The organism is Sinorhizobium sp. KGO-5, assembly GCF_036245905.1.
Taxonomy (GTDB): domain Bacteria; phylum Pseudomonadota; class Alphaproteobacteria; order Rhizobiales; family Rhizobiaceae; genus Sinorhizobium; species Sinorhizobium meliloti_A.
On sequence record NZ_BDIZ01000001.1, the window covers coordinates 830,424 to 845,206 of the forward strand.

Below are 14,783 nucleotides of genomic sequence, written 5' to 3' on the forward strand. Positions count from 1 at the left end.
CCTGCCGGCCACCTTTTCCCGCGCGCGGGGCGAAGGGGATTCGCGGCCGCTGCTTAAGTCCCCTCTCCGTCTGCGAGGAGAGGGGCAATTCTTACCCGCTCAATGCAAAGTGACGGTGCGAAGGTCGTCTTCCGCCGCCTTGAAGAAGGTGCTGGAGCGGTTGTCCGTCAGCAGGATAGGCGTTCCATCGGCGCCGAACAGGGCCCACAGATCGATTCCAGGCCCCATCTCGGGCGCTTCCGGAAAGCAACGGGAGACCTCCTCAGAACGCATCTTGCGGATATAGCCGACCTCGCCTGCGCCAAGATGCGCAAGGTCGTTCTTCGACAGCGATGTGTTGATGGCTTTCAGTCCCATGGTCATGCTCCGTGGTCGCCGGCGCAGGAAAAAATCTCGCCGGTTATCCTACTCTGGGACCGAAATATTAATTTTCTTTACCATACGGGCGGGCTCGGGGCGCACCAGGTCCACCGCAAGGAGGCCGTTGCGCAATTCCGCGCCGAGAACCTGCATTCCATCGGCCAGCACGAAGGTCCGCTGGAACTGCCGGGCGGCGATGCCCCGATGCAGATATTCCCTTTCACCGGTCTCGATCTGACGGCCGCGGATCACGAGCTGGTTTTCCTCGGTCGTCACGTCGAGGTCTTCCTCCGAGAAGCCCGCGACCGCGAGCGTTATGCGCAGGCGTTCCGGCGCGTCGGCGGCAGAATCGCCGCGAATTCGCTCTATATTGTAGGGGGGATAGCCGTCATTGCCCTTCGCGATGCGCTCAAGGGTCTTTTCCATGCTGTCGAAACCCACCAGAAGCGGGCTCGTAAAAGGCGTTATTCTGCTCATTCTCCAAGCCCTTGCAGCTCAAGCGACCATGTGTCGGACCTGCCAAGCAGCATCCTGCCTGCAATATGGTGGCTGTGTGCAGTGAGTGCAAGCGGCTTGCCTCCGCAGGCCGCGCAAATCATAGTCTCTGACTTGAGAGCGACGGTCCTGCAGGGAGATGAAAAGTGTCAAGCGCAAGAAAAATCATCATCGACACGGATCCGGGCCAGGACGACGCGGCGGCAATCATGCTGGCCCTCGGCAGCCCGGAGGAAATCGAGGTCCTCGGCATCACCGCGGTTGCCGGCAATGTCCCGCTGACATTGACGGCCCGCAACGCCCGCATCGTCTGCGAGCTCTGCAACAAGACCGACGTGAAGATCTTCGCAGGTGCCGAGCGGCCGGTCGCCCGCCCGCTCGTCACGGCCGAGCACGTGCACGGGAAGACGGGGCTCGATGGCCCTGCGCTCGACGAGCCGACGATGCCGCTTCAAGAGCAGCACGCCGTCGACTTCATCGTCGAAACGCTGCGTGCGGAGGCGCCGGGCGCCGTGACGCTTTGTACGCTCGGACCGCTGACGAATATCGCGCTGGCCTTGACGAAAGCTCCGGAAATCGCGCCTTCGATACGCGAGCTCGTGATGATGGGCGGCGGCTTCTTCGAGGGCGGCAACATAACGCCTGCGGCGGAATTCAACATCTATGTCGATCCGGAGGCAGCCGAGATCGTCTTCCGCTCCGGCATCCCGATCGTGATGATGCCCCTCGATGTCACCCATCGCGTTCTGACGCGGAAGGTTCGCGTGGAGAAAATCCGCGCGATCGGCAACCCGGCGGCAGCGGCCCTTGCCGAGATGCTGGAATTTTTCGAGCGTTTCGACATCGAGAAATACGGCACCGACGGCGGGCCGCTGCACGATCCGACCGTGATCGCCTATATCCTGCGGCCGGAGCTATTCACAGGGCGGGACTGCAACGTCGAGATCGAAACGGCGTCTCCGCTCACCACGGGCATGACCGTGGTCGACTGGTGGCAGGTCACCGGCCGGGCGCACAACGCCAAGGTCATGCGGCACATCGACGACGAGGGCTTCTTCGAGCTCTTGATCGAGCGGTTGGCCCGTCTCTGAGAGCCATGTACGCCTTGCCCGGAAAAGACGACGGCGCCCGATGAGGATCGGACGCCGTCTTGCAGCCGGTGCGGGCCGCGATCAGAATTCTTCCCAGTTGTCCTGCGCGAGCGCATTGGCGCCGGATGTTTTGGCAAGCACCTTTTGAGTCGAATTCGAGTAGGCGGCACTGCGCGGCGCCTGGGCGGGACGATTTTCCCCGGGGGCAGCCGCACGCATCCGCTCGGCCGTACCGCGCAGCATTTCGGCCGGGGCCTGGGTCTGCACCGCCTGCGGGGCAATCTGGAAACGGGCGACCAGCGCGCTTAAGGCGCGAGCCTCGTCGTTCAGCGCCATGCTGGCGGCCGTCGTCTCTTCCACCATGGCAGCGTTTTGCTGTGTCACCTGGTCCATCTGATTGACGGCGGAATTGATCTCCTTGAGGCCCACCGCCTGCTCCGAGGCGGAGCTTGAGATCTGGCGGATGAGCCCGTTGATCTGCACCACCTGCTCGGCGATCTTCTCGAGCGCGCCGCCTGCCTTGCCCACGAGGTCGACGCCCTCGCGAACCTGGCCCGCCGATGTATTGATCAGCGTCTTGATTTCCTTTGCGGCATTGGCAGAGCGCTGCGCGAGTTCGCGGACCTCCTGTGCGACGACCGCGAAGCCCTTGCCGGCGTCGCCGGCGCGGGCAGCCTCGACCCCGGCATTGAGCGCCAGAAGGTTGGTCTGGAAGGCGATTTCATCGATGACGCCGATGATCCGGCTGACTTCATGCGACGACTGCTCGATGCCATTCATGGCGGCGATCGCCTTCTGCACCACCTCGCCGGACTGTTCCGCGTCGCTGCTTGCGACCTCGACGGATTTCGCGGCGACCTTGGCGTTTTCGGCGCTGGCGTTCACCTGCGAGGTCAGTTCGTCAAGGGCGGCCGCGGTCTCCTCGAGACTTGCTGCCTGCTGTTCCGTCCGATGCGACAGGTCGTTGGCGGCGCCTGAGATCTCGCTGGTGCCGCTGCCGATATTGACGACCGAGTGGTTGACGGTGCGGATCGTCTCTTCGAGGCTCTCCATCGTCGCGTTGAAATCGCGTTTCAGCTGGGCGTATTCGCCGGGGAAGTCGCCGGTAAGGCGGAAGGCGAGGTCGCCGGCGGAGAGATGCGACAGGGCCTTGCCGAGACGTGCGACGATGTCGCGCTGCAGAGCGCTGGCCTCGGTGCGTTCGTTTTCCGAACGTCCGCGTTCGAGTTCGGCCTGCTCTCTCTCGTGACGTGCCTCGCTTTCGAGCCGCCTGTTGTCGGCGAGCTGGTGACGGAAGCCCTCGAGCGACCTGGCGACGGCGCCTGTCTCGTCGGAGCGTTCCTGACCGGAAATCGGCCGGGTATATTCTCCGTTGCTGAGCGTCTCGACGTCGCCCACGAGGCCGGCAAGCGGCTTCTGGACGAAGCGGCGAACGGCGAAATAGAGGCCGGCGAGCACCGCGCCGAGGACCATCAGACCGCCGACGATCATCATATAGGTCTGATCGCGTACCGGCGCATTGATGGCTGAGCGCGGAACATCGACCAGAACCAGCCATTGCGCGCTCACGTCGGGCAGGCTGAAAGGATAGACCACACGGTCGAAAGGCTCGTTACCGTCGTAAGTCAGGTTCTCGATCATGCGGGGCGTGCCGGCGGAAAGGGCGTCTTTCACCAACTCGGCGCCTTCGCCGTCATATTCCTTCATCAGCAGTTCGGGGATGGGTGCGGCGAGCCACTTGCCGCTCTGCGACAGCAGGTAGACCCGGCCGGAGCCGAAAGGCTTGACCGCCGAGAGACGGTCGGCGAGTGCGGCGAGCGAAATATCGACACCCGAAACGCCGATCATTCTGCCGTTCGACATGACGGGATAGGCGATCGACGTCATCGTGGTCGGGACATCGGTGCCCTCGGCGAGATAGGGCTGGGTGATGGCGCCCTTGCCGCTTTTCGCCGCGAGGCCGTACCACTCGGCCGCATAATCGGCCTTGAACGTCGAGAGCTGGATATTTCCGTTGCGGTCCTTGGACCAATAGGGCGTGAACGCACCGTCGGCATTGCCGCCAAGCTCCGTGTTGTCGACGACGTCCTTCCCGTCATAGGCCTTGGGCTCTTCGGCGAACCAGCTGCCGAAGGCAAAGCCATGCTGCTCCAGGTTGGCCTTCAGGAGATTGATTGCGCCTGCGCGGTCGGTGGACTGTCCGGCATGGCCGCGCCCGAGAACGCCCGACATGGTCCGCGCGGCGGCGGCAAGTTCGCCGACGCTTCCCGCGATGTCGGCCGCGATCGCCCGCGCTTCCGTCTTCGCGCCGTCGAAGACCAGCGTTTCGACACGGTCCCGCGTCTGGGAGATAAGCACGTAATTCGACGCGAGCAGCACGAGGGCAATCGTGCCTCCCGTCACCGCGATCAATTTTGTCGCCAGCGATCTGGCTTGGAACTTGAACATGAAATCCTCACGCACTGAGAGGTCCGCAGGTGCTGAACCCGCGGCGCGACATATTCGGAACTGTGGGTGAAGCTCCCTCATGGAGCGCCAGATGCCGACCGGCATGGAGGAGCGGCCGAACCGGAGCTGGCCTTCTCGCTGACCTGATTAGACGATCAAAGATTAAAATACGGCCAACGCCGCACCTGATTCCGGGTTCAAGCGGCAGGATTTGCGCGGCGGCCTTGCCGGCGGGCGCTTATCTCACGGTCTTCCAGCGCGTTTCAATGTTTCATGGAAACACTGAAACAGTCTGAACCTGTGCGCTTTCGGACGGAAAACCGTGGCACACTTTCCTGGAAGGTGCGTCAGAGCCGGGCGGCGACCTCGGCGGCAAGCGGTATCGAGGGCTGCGCGCCGGGCTTGAGGCAGGCCAGCGATCCCGCAACCGCGGCGCGGCGGAGCGCCTCGGAAAAGGCGAGGCCGGCGTCGAGGCCGGCGGCGAGATAGCCGCAGAAGGTATCTCCGGCCCCGACCGTATCGACGGGCTCGATCGTGAGGCCCTTCGCGCGATGGAGTTCGCCTTCGTGAATCGCCACCACGCCCTCCGCGCCAAGCGTTACGATCACGGTCTGGCGGGTCTCGGCGTGCAGCCCCTTCATAGCCTCTTCCCGCTCGGCGCCGGCGATGCCCGCTTTGCCGGCGAGCAGCTCGAACTCGGTCTCGTTGGCAATGACGATATCGGCCATGCGGCCGAGGCGCGCCGCATCCGGCGTCAGCGGCGCGATGTTGATGATCGATCGGACGCCGCGCCGTTTTGCTTCGGAGAGTGCCTTTTCCACCGAGGCAGCTGGAATTTCGAGCTGGAGCATCAGCGTGTCTGCAGCAGACATTCTTGCAACGGCGTTCACGGCGTCGTCCTCGCTCACGCGTGCGTTGGCGCTGGCGACCACAACGATGACGTTTTCGCCGTCGCCGCCGACGATGATATGTGCCGTGCCGGTCGGCTCGCCGACGGTCTTCGTCAGATCGAGATCGGTGCCGGCCTCCTTGAGCAGCGCCAGCGCGCCCTCGGCGAAGGCGTCGGAGCCGACGGCACCTGCCATGCGCACCGAGGCGCCGGCGCGGCGCGCCGCGAGCGCCTGGTTTGCGCCCTTGCCACCCGCCGCAGTGGAAAAGTCCATTCCGGCAACAGTTTCGCCGGGCTTCGGAAGGCGTGCGGTGGTGGCGATCAGATCCATGTTGATGGATCCAAAAACAGTGATCATGTGGAGGCGTCCCGTCGGCTTCTTTGTTTTTCGCCTGTCGTCATTCCAAACCGCTGCAGGGTTTCGGGCGACACACGCATTTGCCGGAGAGTGCCCGACGCCGTCAGTCCTCGTCAACCACTCTCAGCTTCAATTGCCCTATGCGCCCGTCCATCGGGCGCCCGCTGCCGTCGCCCGGCTTTTCGCCCTGTCTCGGATCGCCCTCGGCCTGCAGCTCGAGCGCCTCGATCTTGGCGCCCCGACGGGTCAGCTTGTCCGAGGAGATCAGGATGTCCTCGACATCCTTCTGCGTCATGGCGAAATGGCCCTGGAGCTTGCGTACGCGCTCATCGAGACGCGAGAGATCTTCCATCAGCCGTACGACTTCGCCCTGGATCAGGTGGGCCTGCTCACGCATGCGGGCGTCTTTCAGGATCGCCTGGATGACCTGGATCGAGAGGAGCAGGAGCGACGGAGAGACGATGACGATCCGCTGGCGGTGCGCCTTCTGGACGATCGCTTCGAAATGCTCATGGATTTCGGCGAAGATCGATTCGGAGGGAACGAAGAGGAAGGCCGTATCCTGGGTCTCGCCCGGCAGGAGATATTTGCCGGAGATATCGCGGATATGCACCTCCATGTCGCGGCGGAAGGCCTGCGCGGCCTGTTGCCGCCGTTCGGCGCTCGCCGCGTCCCTCATGGAATTCCAGGCCTCGAGCGGAAACTTCGCGTCGATGACCAGCGGCGGCTGGCCGTTCGGCATGCGGATGGTGCAGTCCGGCCGCGCGCCGTTGGAAAGCGTCGCCTGGAAGGCGAAGGCGCCCATCGGCAGGCCGTCGGCGACGATCGCCTCCATGCGCGACTGTCCGAAGGCGCCGCGCGTCTGCTTGTTGGCGAGGATGCTCTGCAGCCCGGCCATATCCTTGGCGAGCGACTGGATGTTGTTCTGCGCGTTGTCGATCACCGCGAGCCGCTCCTGGAGCCGCCGCAGATTTTCGTGCGTCGCCTTCGTCTGCTCGCTGATCGAGGCGCCGATGCGATGCGTCATTCCGTCGATGCGCTGGCTGAGCGACTGGTTCAGTTCCGCCTGCCGGGCGCCCAGCACCTCGGTCATGGCGGCGATCCGTCCCTGCATCTCCGTCTGCGCCGCGATGAGCGCCGACATCTGCTCTTCGCGGTCGATCGCGCGAGCCGAACGGGCGCGCCGCACCATAATGGCCGAGAACAGCACCACGAGAAGGGCGGCGGCTGTGACGAGGAGGCCGGCCGTGACGGGCAGGGCGCCGACGAGGAACAGCGGCTGATCGAAGGAAAAGGGGATGGGCTCCATGGCCGCAGACTAACAGATTCGCGTGCGAAAACCAGATCAAAACGAGAACATACATTTTCGCGTGCCGGTCGTTCCCACTTGGAGCGCCACGGGTTTCGCATTGGCAATTTTCTTGCGCGTCGAGGGAAAGATCGGCTATGGGGATCGACATGACGATCAAGCCGCTCATCATTCTTCCCGATCCGGTTCTGCGCCAGGTGTCGACACCGGTGGAGACCATTGACGCCGATATTCGCCGGCTCGCCGACGATATGCTGGAAACCATGTACGACGCGCCGGGCATCGGTCTCGCCGCGATACAGATCGGCGTGCCGAAGCGCCTCCTGGTTCTGGATGTGACGAAGGAGGGAGAGGAGAAACAGCCGCTCGTCTTCATCAATCCGAAGGTCGTCCGCTCGTCCGAGGAGCGTTCGGTCTATGAGGAAGGCTGCCTTTCGATCCCCGACTATTACGCCGAGGTCGAGCGACCCGCCGCGATCACGGTCGAGTATGTCGATCGCGATGGCAAGGAACAGGCGGTCGAGGCCGAGGGCCTGCTCGCCACCTGCCTGCAGCACGAGATCGACCATCTGAACGGCGTCCTGTTCATCGATTACATCTCCAAGCTCAAGCGAGATATGGTGATTCGCAGGTTCACCAAGGCGGCCAAGACGCGCGGCGCAAAGGCGATCTGATCCGTTCATGTCTTAGGTCGACCCGGCCTGAAACATCGTGATCTAGCGTCGCGGCCGCGTTCGAGCTGGAGCGCCGCCCGCTCACGGGCAATCGAAAGAGACGGAGGCCGCCACTTGCCGCTTCGCATCATCTTCATGGGCACGCCGGAATTTTCCGTGCCGACGCTCCTGGCGCTCGCCGGGGCGGGTCACGAGATCGCCGCCGTCTACACGCAGCCGCCGCGGCCGGCCGGCCGGCGCGGCCTCGACCTCAAGAAATCCTCCGTGCATCAGGCTGCCGAGCGCCTCGGCATTCCGGTGTTGACGCCCGTCAACTTCAAGGACGCCGCGGACCGTCAGACCTTCCGGGATTTCGGTGCGGACGTGGCGGTCGTCGTCGCCTACGGGCTGCTGCTGCCGGAGGAAATACTCTCCGGCACCCGCTTCGGCTGCTATAACGGCCATGCCTCGCTCCTGCCGCGCTGGCGGGGGGCGGCGCCGATCCAGCGGGCGGTCATGGCCGGCGACCGTGAGACGGGTATGATGGTGATGAAAATGGACAAGGGGCTCGATACCGGCCCCGTCGCTCTCGCGCAGTCGGTTCCGATCGACGAGACGATGACGGCCGGCGAATTGCACGACCGGCTGATGCAGGTCGGAGCGGTGCTGATGACGGAGGCCATGGCCAAGCTCGAGGCCGGCGAGCTTCCGCTCGCGCCGCAGGCGCAAGAGGGCGTCGCCTATGCCGCCAAGATTTCGAAGGAAGAGACCCGCATCGATTTCTCCCGGCCGGCGGCCGAGGTGCACAACCATATCCGCGGCCTCTCGCCTTTTCCCGGCGCCTGGTTCGAACTCGACATTGCCGGCCGCCACGAACGCGTCAAGGTGCTCGGCTCCGAGATGTCGGAAGGGAAAGGTGATCCCGGAGAAGTGCTTGATAGTACTCTCAGCATCGCCTGCGGAAAAGGCGCGGTGCGGCTGACGAGATTGCAGCGTGCGGGCGGCAAGGCGCTCGCCTCGGCCGATTTCCTGCGCGGCACGCCCATCGCTGCCGGCGCGAGGATCGCCTGATGCCCCGCTATCGCCTGACCGTCGAATATGACGGTTCCGATTATGTCGGCTGGCAGAGGCAGGACAACGGTCCCTCGATCCAGGGCGCGATCGAGAAGGCGGTCCTGTCGCTCACCCGCGAGACGGTCTCGATCCGCGGCGCCGGGCGCACCGATTCCGGCGTTCATGCCAGGGGGCAGGTGGCGCATCTCGATCTCACGCGCGAGTGGAAGTCGTACACGCTGCAAAACGCCCTCAACGCGCATCTGGCGCTCGCCGGCGAGCGGGTGTCGATCCTCGATGTCGCGGAAGCCCCCGGCGATTTCGATGCGCGTTTCTCTGCAATCCGCCGGCATTATCTCTATCGGATCGTTTCCCGCCGGTCGCCACTGGCGCTGGAGGCGCGGCGCGCCTGGTGGGTGCCGAAGCCGCTCGATCACGACGCGATGCACGAGGCGGCGCAGCGCCTCGTCGGCCATCACGATTTCACCACCTTCCGCTCGGCCCACTGTCAGGCGACGAGCCCCTTGCGCACGCTCGACCGGCTGGACGTGACCCGTGCGGGCGAGCTCATCGAAATCCGCGCCACGGCACAAAGCTTTCTCCACAACCAGATCCGTTCCTTCGCGGGCTCCCTGAAGCTCGTGGGCGAGGGCAAGTGGACGTTGGATGACCTGCAGACCGCACTCGAAGCACGCGACCGCAAGGCGTGCGGCCCGGTCGCCCCGCCGGACGGGCTTTATTTCATGCGGGTGGATTACTAAGCTGGAAACAGCAGCCGCTCATCCGGCCTGCCGGCCACCTTCTCCCCATCATCTGGCGGATGCGGGGCTTTCACGAACGCCGCCGCTCAACCCGGCATCAAGCCGAGCAGGCGCTGCAGGAACTGCATGATCATCAGCGGTGACAGCAGAAAGATCGCGGCAAGGGCGGCGGCGAGCAGGTTCTGCTTGGCGGTAACGGTCCGCAAGAGGCGGAAGAGCAGCGCCGAGCTGGCGACGAGCAGCAGAAGCCACAACAGGGCTGCCATACCGGCGCTGCCGGGTATGACCAGCAGCAACGCGGCCGGAACCGCCATGGCATAGGTCAACGGGACCTGGAGCCAATTGGTCGTGACGATTACCGGCACCACCAGGACGGAAAAGCCGAGCGGGCGCGAGAGGACGGCAATCAGCACGATCGGCAGCAGCCAGCTCACCAGGTCGACGGCGAGAAGCTTCCCGAAGAAGCCGATGCCGACTGTCGTGCCGGTCGGCATCACCGAGAGATAATAGAGCCGCCATGAGGCCCAGCCGACGGCCAGCGCCGGCAGCGTCCAGAGGATCGCCGTGAAGGAGCGCCACAACCCGCTCTCGCTGATGTCCAGCCAGCGATAGCCTTCGTGGTTGCCCTGGATCAGCAGCCACAGTCCCTTGATATAGACAAGGACTTCCTCAAGCAGCGGCATGACCGAACCAGCGGGCGATGAAGGTTTCGTAGATCCCGGTCAGGGTTTCGAGATCGGCAAGGGCGACGCGTTCGTCGACCATGTGCATGGTCTTGCCGACGAGGCCGAATTCGACGACCGGGCAATAGTCCTTGATGAAGCGCGCGTCCGATGTGCCGCCGGTGGTCGACAGCTGCGGCTGCCGCCCGGTGACGGCCTCCACGGCACCTGAAAGCGAATCGATGAGCGCGTTGTTGCGCGTCAGGAAGACATGGCTCGGACGCTCGTTCCAGACGATTTCGTATCTGGCCGGAGCGCGGCCGGGCCTCAGCGCGCTGTCGGCTGCTGCGCGGTCGAGACGCGCGACGATCTCCGCCATCAGGCTTTCGGCCGTCCAGCGGTCGTTGAACCGGATGTTGAAGGCGGCGCTCGCCCTCGCGGGAATGACGTTGACCGCGGAATTGCCCACGTCGATGGTCGTGACTTCGAGGTTCGAAGGCTGGAAATTTTCCGTTCCGTCGTCGAAGGGCGGGTCCATCAGGGCCTTTGCGAACTGCAGGATGCTGCGCACCGGATTGTCCGCAAGATGCGGATAGGCCGCGTGGCCCTGGACGCCGTGAACGGTGATCCGGCCGGAGAGCGACCCGCGCCGGCCGATCTTGATCATGTCGCCGATGCCGTCCGGATTGGTCGGCTCGCCGACGAGACAGGCGTCCCAGCGCTCGCCCCTTGCCGCCGCCCATTCGAGGAGCTTCACCGTGCCGTTGATCGCCGGGCCTTCCTCGTCGCCGGTGATGAGGAAGGAGATCGAGCCCTTAGGCGCGCCATGCTTCTCGATATGGCGGGCGACGGCCGCCACGAAACAGGCAATGCCGCCCTTCATGTCGACTGCGCCGCGTCCGTACATTTCACCTTCGGCGATCGCGGCGGAGAAGGGCGGTCGACTCCAGGCGGCCTCGTCGCCGACCGGCACCACATCGGTGTGACCGGCGAACATCAGATGCGGTCCGTCGCCTCCGATCCGGGCATAAAGGTTTTCGATGTCGGGCGTTCCGGGTTCCTTCGCCACGACCCGGTCGACCTTGAAGCCGACCGGTGCCAGCATGGCTTCAAGAGTCGTCAGCGCGCCTCCCTCGGCGGGTGTGACGGAGGGGCAGCGAATGAGGGCAGCGAGATTGGAGACGGGATCGGTCGGGAACATGGAAGGTATGCCTGCGAAGCCGGTGGGCCAGAAAAGGTAGTCCGGGAACAGAGATTGCCGGTTTATCCGATCAGCCACCCGCTGTCACGTCCGATGAGCCCGGTGGGCTTCGCAGGGCGCTGAAAAGAGAACGGGCCGGACAGATGTCCGGCCCGCCATCGACCCCGTTTTGGGGGGGCAGGAAAGGCTACTCGCCGGGGGCGAGATGCGGGGCTTCGATATGCGCTCCGGTGTGCTTCAGAGGCCTTTCGCCGGAAAGCTTGCGGATGAGCACATAGAAGACGGGCGTCATGAAGATGCCGAAGGCCGTGACGCCGATCATCCCGGCAAACACCGCCACGCCCATGGCGGAGCGCATTTCCGCCCCGGCGCCCGTGGAGGTGACGAGCGGCACGACGCCCATGATGAAGGCCATCGAGGTCATCAGGATCGGTCTGAGCCGGAGGCGGCTCGCCTCGATCGCGGCACTGACGGCATTGCTGCCGGACAGTTCCAGTTCGCGGGCGAATTCGACGATCAGGATCGCGTTCTTTGCCGACAGACCCACCAGAACGATGAGGCCGATCTGGGTGAAGACGTTGTTGTCGCCGCCGGTCAGCCAGACGCCCGTCAGCGCCGCCATGATGCCCATCGGCACGATCAGGATGATCGCGATCGGCAGCAGCAGGCTCTCATACTGGGCCGCAAGCACGAGATAGACGAGCAGCAGCGCCAGCGGAAAGACGAGAATGCCCGAATTGCCGGCGAGGATCTGCTGATAGGTCAGATCCGTCCACTCGTACGAAATGCCGGGCGGCAGCGTCTCGGCCGCAATCCGCTCGATGGCCGCCTGCGCCTGGCCGGAGGAGAAGCCGGGTGCCGGTCCGCCATTGATGTCTGCGGCGAGGAAGCCGTTGTAGCGGATCGCCCGCTCGGCGCCGACCGTCTGCTCCACGTTGAGCAGGGCCGACAGCGGAATCATCTCGCCCGTCTGCGAACGCACCTTCAGCTTGCCGATGTCGTCGGCGTGGCTGCGATAGCTCGCATCGGCCTGGATCCGCACGCTGTAGGTGCGGCCGAACGCGTTGAAGTCGTTGACGTAGAGCGAGCCCAGATAGATCTGCAGCGTCTCGAACACGTCCGTGACCGCGACGCCGAGCTGGCGCGCCTTGGTGCGGTCGAGGTCGGCATAGAGCTGCGGCACGTTGATCTGGTAGCTCGAATAGAGCCCGGCGAGTTCGGGTGCCGCCATCGCCTTGGCGAGGACGGCCTTGGTCGCATCGTCAAGCGTCCGGTAGCCGAGGCCGTTCCTGTCCTCGATCTGCAGCTTGAATCCGCCGGTCGTGCCGAGGCCCTGGACGGGCGGTGGCGGGAACATGGCGATGAAGGCATCCTGGATCGCACCGAACTCCTGGTTCAATTGCATGGCGATGGCGCCGCCCGAAAGTTCGGGCGTCGTACGCTCCTCGAACGGCTTCAGCGACACGAAGACGATGCCGGAATTGGACGAGTTGGTGAAGCCGTTTATCGACAGGCCCGGGAAGGCGATGGCGTGTTCGACGCCCGGGTGCTTGAGGGCGATCTCGCTCATGCGCCGGATGACGTCTTCCGAGCGATCGAGCGTCGCCGCGTCCGGAAGCTGCGCGAAACCGATGAGATATTGCTTGTCCTGCGCCGGCACGAAGCCGCCGGGCACCGCGCGGAAGAGCACGAAGGTGACGCCGAGGAGGACGACATAGACGCCCATGACCAGCGACTTGCGGGTAAGGATGCCGCCGACGCCGCGGCCATAGGCCTCCGAACTCGCTCCGAAGAAGCGGTTGAAGCCGCGGAAGAACCAGCCGAACAACCGATCCATGACCCGCGTCAGACGGTCCTTCGGGGCGTGGTGGTCCTTCAGGAGAAGGGCGGCGAGCGCCGGCGAGAGCGTCAGCGAGTTGAGGGCTGAAATCACCGTCGAGATCGCGATGGTCAGCGCGAACTGGCGGTAGAACTGGCCGGTGAGCCCGGTGATGAAGGCGAGCGGCACGAATACCGCAACGAGAACCAGCGCGATCGCGATGATCGGCCCAGACACCTCCTGCATGGCGCGATAGGTTGCCTGCACCGGCGAGAGACCCTGGGAGATATTTCGTTCGACGTTCTCGACGACGACGATGGCGTCGTCGACGACGATGCCGATCGCCAGCACCAGGCCGAAGAGGCTGAGCGCGTTGATCGAGAAGCCGAAGACATACATCACCGCGAAGGTACCGACGATCGAGACGGGCACGGCAACGAGCGGGATGATCGAGGCGCGCCAGGTCTGCAGGAAGACGATGACGACGACGACCACGAGCGCGATGGCTTCGAGCAGCGTGTGGATGACCGATTCGATCGACGCCCGGACGAACTGCGTCGTGTCGTAGACGATCTCGTAATCGACGCCATCCGGCATGGTCTGCTTCAGCTCGGCCATGACCTTGTGGACGTTTTCGGAGATCTGGATGGCGTTGGAGCCGGGCGCCTGGAACACGCCCATGCCGACGGCAGCCTTGTTGTCGAGAAGCGAGCGCAGCGAATAGTCCGCCGCCCCCATTTCGACGCGGGCGACGTCGCCGAGGCGCGTGATCTCCCCGCTATCGCCCGATTTGACGACGATGTCGGCAAAATCCTCGGGCGTCTTGAGGCGGCCCTGAGCGTTGACGGAGAGCTGCAGGTCGAGGCCGGGAACCGACGGCGAAGCGCCGATGACGCCGGCGGCTGCCTGGACGTTCTGTCCACGGACGGCGTTGGCGATGTCGCTCGCTGCAAGCCCGCGCTCTGCGGCCTTTTCGGGGTCGATCCAGACGCGCATGGAATAGTCGCCGCCGCCGAAGATCTGCACCTGGCCGACGCCGTCTACGCGCGCCAGCCGGTCCTTGACGTTCAGGACGCCGTAATTGCGCAGATAGTTGATGTCGTATTGCCCGTTGGGCGAAATCAGGTGCACGACGAGCGTCAGGTCGGGCGAGCTCTTGACGGTGGTGACGCCGAGCCGGCGCACCTCTTCCGGCAGCCGCGGCTCGGCCTGGGAGACGCGGTTCTGGACCAGCTGCTGAGCCTGGTCCGGGTCGGTTCCGAGCTCGAAGGTGACGGTCAGCGTCATCAGACCGTCGGCGGTCGCCTGGCTCTGCATGTAAAGCATGCCCTCGACGCCGTTGATCTGCTCTTCGAGCGGCGTGGCGACGGTTTCGGCGATCACGGCCGGGTTGGCGCCCGGATATTGCGCCCTGACCACGATCTGCGGCGGCACGACTTCCGGATATTCGGAAATCGGCAGGCCGGTCATGCCGATCAGGCCCGCGACGAAGATGATCACGGAGAGAACGCCCGCGAAGACCGGGCGGTCGACGAAGAAGCGTGAGAAGTTCATGGCATCCCCCTTGGGAACTTCAGGCAAGCAGGGAGCGTCTGCGGCGAAAATGTTCGCTGCGAGCACCGGTGCATGCCGTAGGAATGTGTTTTGGGCGCCCTGCCTCTATGGTCCGGCAGGGCGCAGGCGC

12 protein-coding genes are annotated in these 14,783 nt (G+C 64.5%); 4 read left to right on the plus strand and 8 right to left on the minus strand.

Annotated elements, in window-relative coordinates; all coding sequences use genetic code 11:
• Positions 1–99: 99 nt before the first annotated feature.
• Both BHD07_RS03935 and BHD07_RS03940 read right to left on the minus strand, forming a co-directional pair.
• Positions 100–357, minus strand: a complete 258-nt coding sequence (locus BHD07_RS03935) for a DUF1150 family protein (protein ID WP_018094016.1) — start codon at positions 355–357, stop codon at positions 100–102.
• A gap of 48 nt (positions 358–405) precedes the next feature.
• Complete coding sequence (locus BHD07_RS03940; RefSeq protein WP_018094017.1) at positions 406–837, minus strand: Hsp20 family protein; 432 nt, start codon at positions 835–837, stop codon at positions 406–408.
• Positions 838–1,001: 164 nt separating this feature from the next.
• Between BHD07_RS03940 and BHD07_RS03945 the strand changes: the two genes are divergently transcribed.
• Positions 1,002–1,946 (plus strand): nucleoside hydrolase, encoded by a 945-nt coding sequence (locus BHD07_RS03945; protein WP_338277809.1) that lies wholly within the window; start codon positions 1,002–1,004, stop codon positions 1,944–1,946.
• Between the two features lie 81 nt (positions 1,947–2,027).
• On the opposite strand, the gene BHD07_RS03950 is transcribed toward BHD07_RS03945, so the two are convergent.
• The 3 genes from BHD07_RS03950 to BHD07_RS03960 all read right to left on the minus strand — a co-directional run bounded on the left by BHD07_RS03950 (position 2,028) and on the right by BHD07_RS03960 (position 6,950).
• Positions 2,028–4,394: a methyl-accepting chemotaxis protein gene (locus tag BHD07_RS03950; protein ID WP_338277811.1), complete on the minus strand. Its 2,367-nt coding sequence runs from the start codon at positions 4,392–4,394 to the stop codon at positions 2,028–2,030.
• Between the two features lie 347 nt (positions 4,395–4,741).
• Positions 4,742–5,641, minus strand: coding sequence for a ribokinase (locus tag BHD07_RS03955; protein WP_018094020.1), 900 nt, complete (start codon positions 5,639–5,641; stop codon positions 4,742–4,744).
• Between the two features lie 103 nt (positions 5,642–5,744).
• On the minus strand, positions 5,745–6,950 hold the full coding sequence (locus BHD07_RS03960) for a DNA recombination protein RmuC (RefSeq protein WP_338277813.1): 1,206 nt from the start codon (positions 6,948–6,950) through the stop codon (positions 5,745–5,747).
• A 149-nt stretch (positions 6,951–7,099) separates the two neighbouring features.
• Between BHD07_RS03960 and def the strand changes: the two genes are divergently transcribed.
• From def to truA, 3 genes are all read left to right on the plus strand, one after another.
• Positions 7,100–7,624, plus strand: coding sequence for a peptide deformylase (gene def, locus BHD07_RS03965; RefSeq protein ID WP_338277816.1), 525 nt, complete (start codon positions 7,100–7,102; stop codon positions 7,622–7,624).
• A gap of 114 nt (positions 7,625–7,738) precedes the next feature.
• Positions 7,739–8,674 (plus strand): methionyl-tRNA formyltransferase, encoded by a 936-nt coding sequence (fmt, locus tag BHD07_RS03970; protein ID WP_338277819.1) that lies wholly within the window; start codon positions 7,739–7,741, stop codon positions 8,672–8,674.
• A complete protein-coding gene (gene truA, locus BHD07_RS03975; RefSeq protein WP_338277821.1) occupies positions 8,674–9,417 on the plus strand; it encodes a tRNA pseudouridine(38-40) synthase TruA in 744 nt (247 codons plus the stop codon). The genes fmt and truA overlap by 1 nt, the downstream gene beginning before the upstream one ends.
• An 86-nt stretch (positions 9,418–9,503) precedes the next feature.
• Here truA and BHD07_RS03980 read toward each other — a convergent pair whose 3' ends face one another.
• The 3 genes from BHD07_RS03980 to BHD07_RS03990 all read right to left on the minus strand — a co-directional run bounded on the left by BHD07_RS03980 (position 9,504) and on the right by BHD07_RS03990 (position 14,653).
• On the minus strand, positions 9,504–10,100 hold the full coding sequence (locus BHD07_RS03980; protein WP_018094024.1) for a hypothetical protein: 597 nt from the start codon (positions 10,098–10,100) through the stop codon (positions 9,504–9,506).
• Positions 10,087–11,280, minus strand: coding sequence for a succinyl-diaminopimelate desuccinylase (gene dapE, locus BHD07_RS03985; RefSeq protein WP_275600054.1), 1,194 nt, complete (start codon positions 11,278–11,280; stop codon positions 10,087–10,089). Before dapE ends, BHD07_RS03980 begins: the two co-directional genes overlap by 14 nt.
• Before the next feature lie 187 nt (positions 11,281–11,467).
• On the minus strand, positions 11,468–14,653 hold the full coding sequence (locus BHD07_RS03990) for an efflux RND transporter permease subunit (protein ID WP_100669743.1): 3,186 nt from the start codon (positions 14,651–14,653) through the stop codon (positions 11,468–11,470).
• Positions 14,654–14,783 lie beyond the last annotated feature (130 nt).

Excerpts from the sequence above, each read along its gene's own strand:
- BHD07_RS03935 (WP_018094016.1), bottom strand. The coding sequence starts at position 357 with ATGGGACTGAAAGCCATCAACACATCGCTGTCGAAGAACGACCTTGCG.
- BHD07_RS03940 (WP_018094017.1), bottom strand. The coding sequence starts at position 837 with ATGAGCAGAATAACGCCTTTTACGAGCCCGCTTCTGGTGGGTTTCGAC.
- BHD07_RS03950 (WP_338277811.1), bottom strand. The coding sequence starts at position 4,394 with ATGTTCAAGTTCCAAGCCAGATCGCTGGCGACAAAATTGATCGCGGTG.
- BHD07_RS03955 (WP_018094020.1), bottom strand. The coding sequence starts at position 5,641 with ATGATCACTGTTTTTGGATCCATCAACATGGATCTGATCGCCACCACC.
- BHD07_RS03960 (WP_338277813.1), bottom strand. The coding sequence starts at position 6,950 with ATGGAGCCCATCCCCTTTTCCTTCGATCAGCCGCTGTTCCTCGTCGGC.
- def (WP_338277816.1), top strand. The coding sequence starts at position 7,100 with ATGACGATCAAGCCGCTCATCATTCTTCCCGATCCGGTTCTGCGCCAG.
- truA (WP_338277821.1), top strand. The coding sequence starts at position 8,674 with ATGCCCCGCTATCGCCTGACCGTCGAATATGACGGTTCCGATTATGTC.
- BHD07_RS03980 (WP_018094024.1), bottom strand. The coding sequence starts at position 10,100 with ATGCCGCTGCTTGAGGAAGTCCTTGTCTATATCAAGGGACTGTGGCTG.
- dapE (WP_275600054.1), bottom strand. The coding sequence starts at position 11,280 with ATGTTCCCGACCGATCCCGTCTCCAATCTCGCTGCCCTCATTCGCTGC.
- BHD07_RS03990 (WP_100669743.1), bottom strand. The coding sequence starts at position 14,653 with ATGAACTTCTCACGCTTCTTCGTCGACCGCCCGGTCTTCGCGGGCGTT.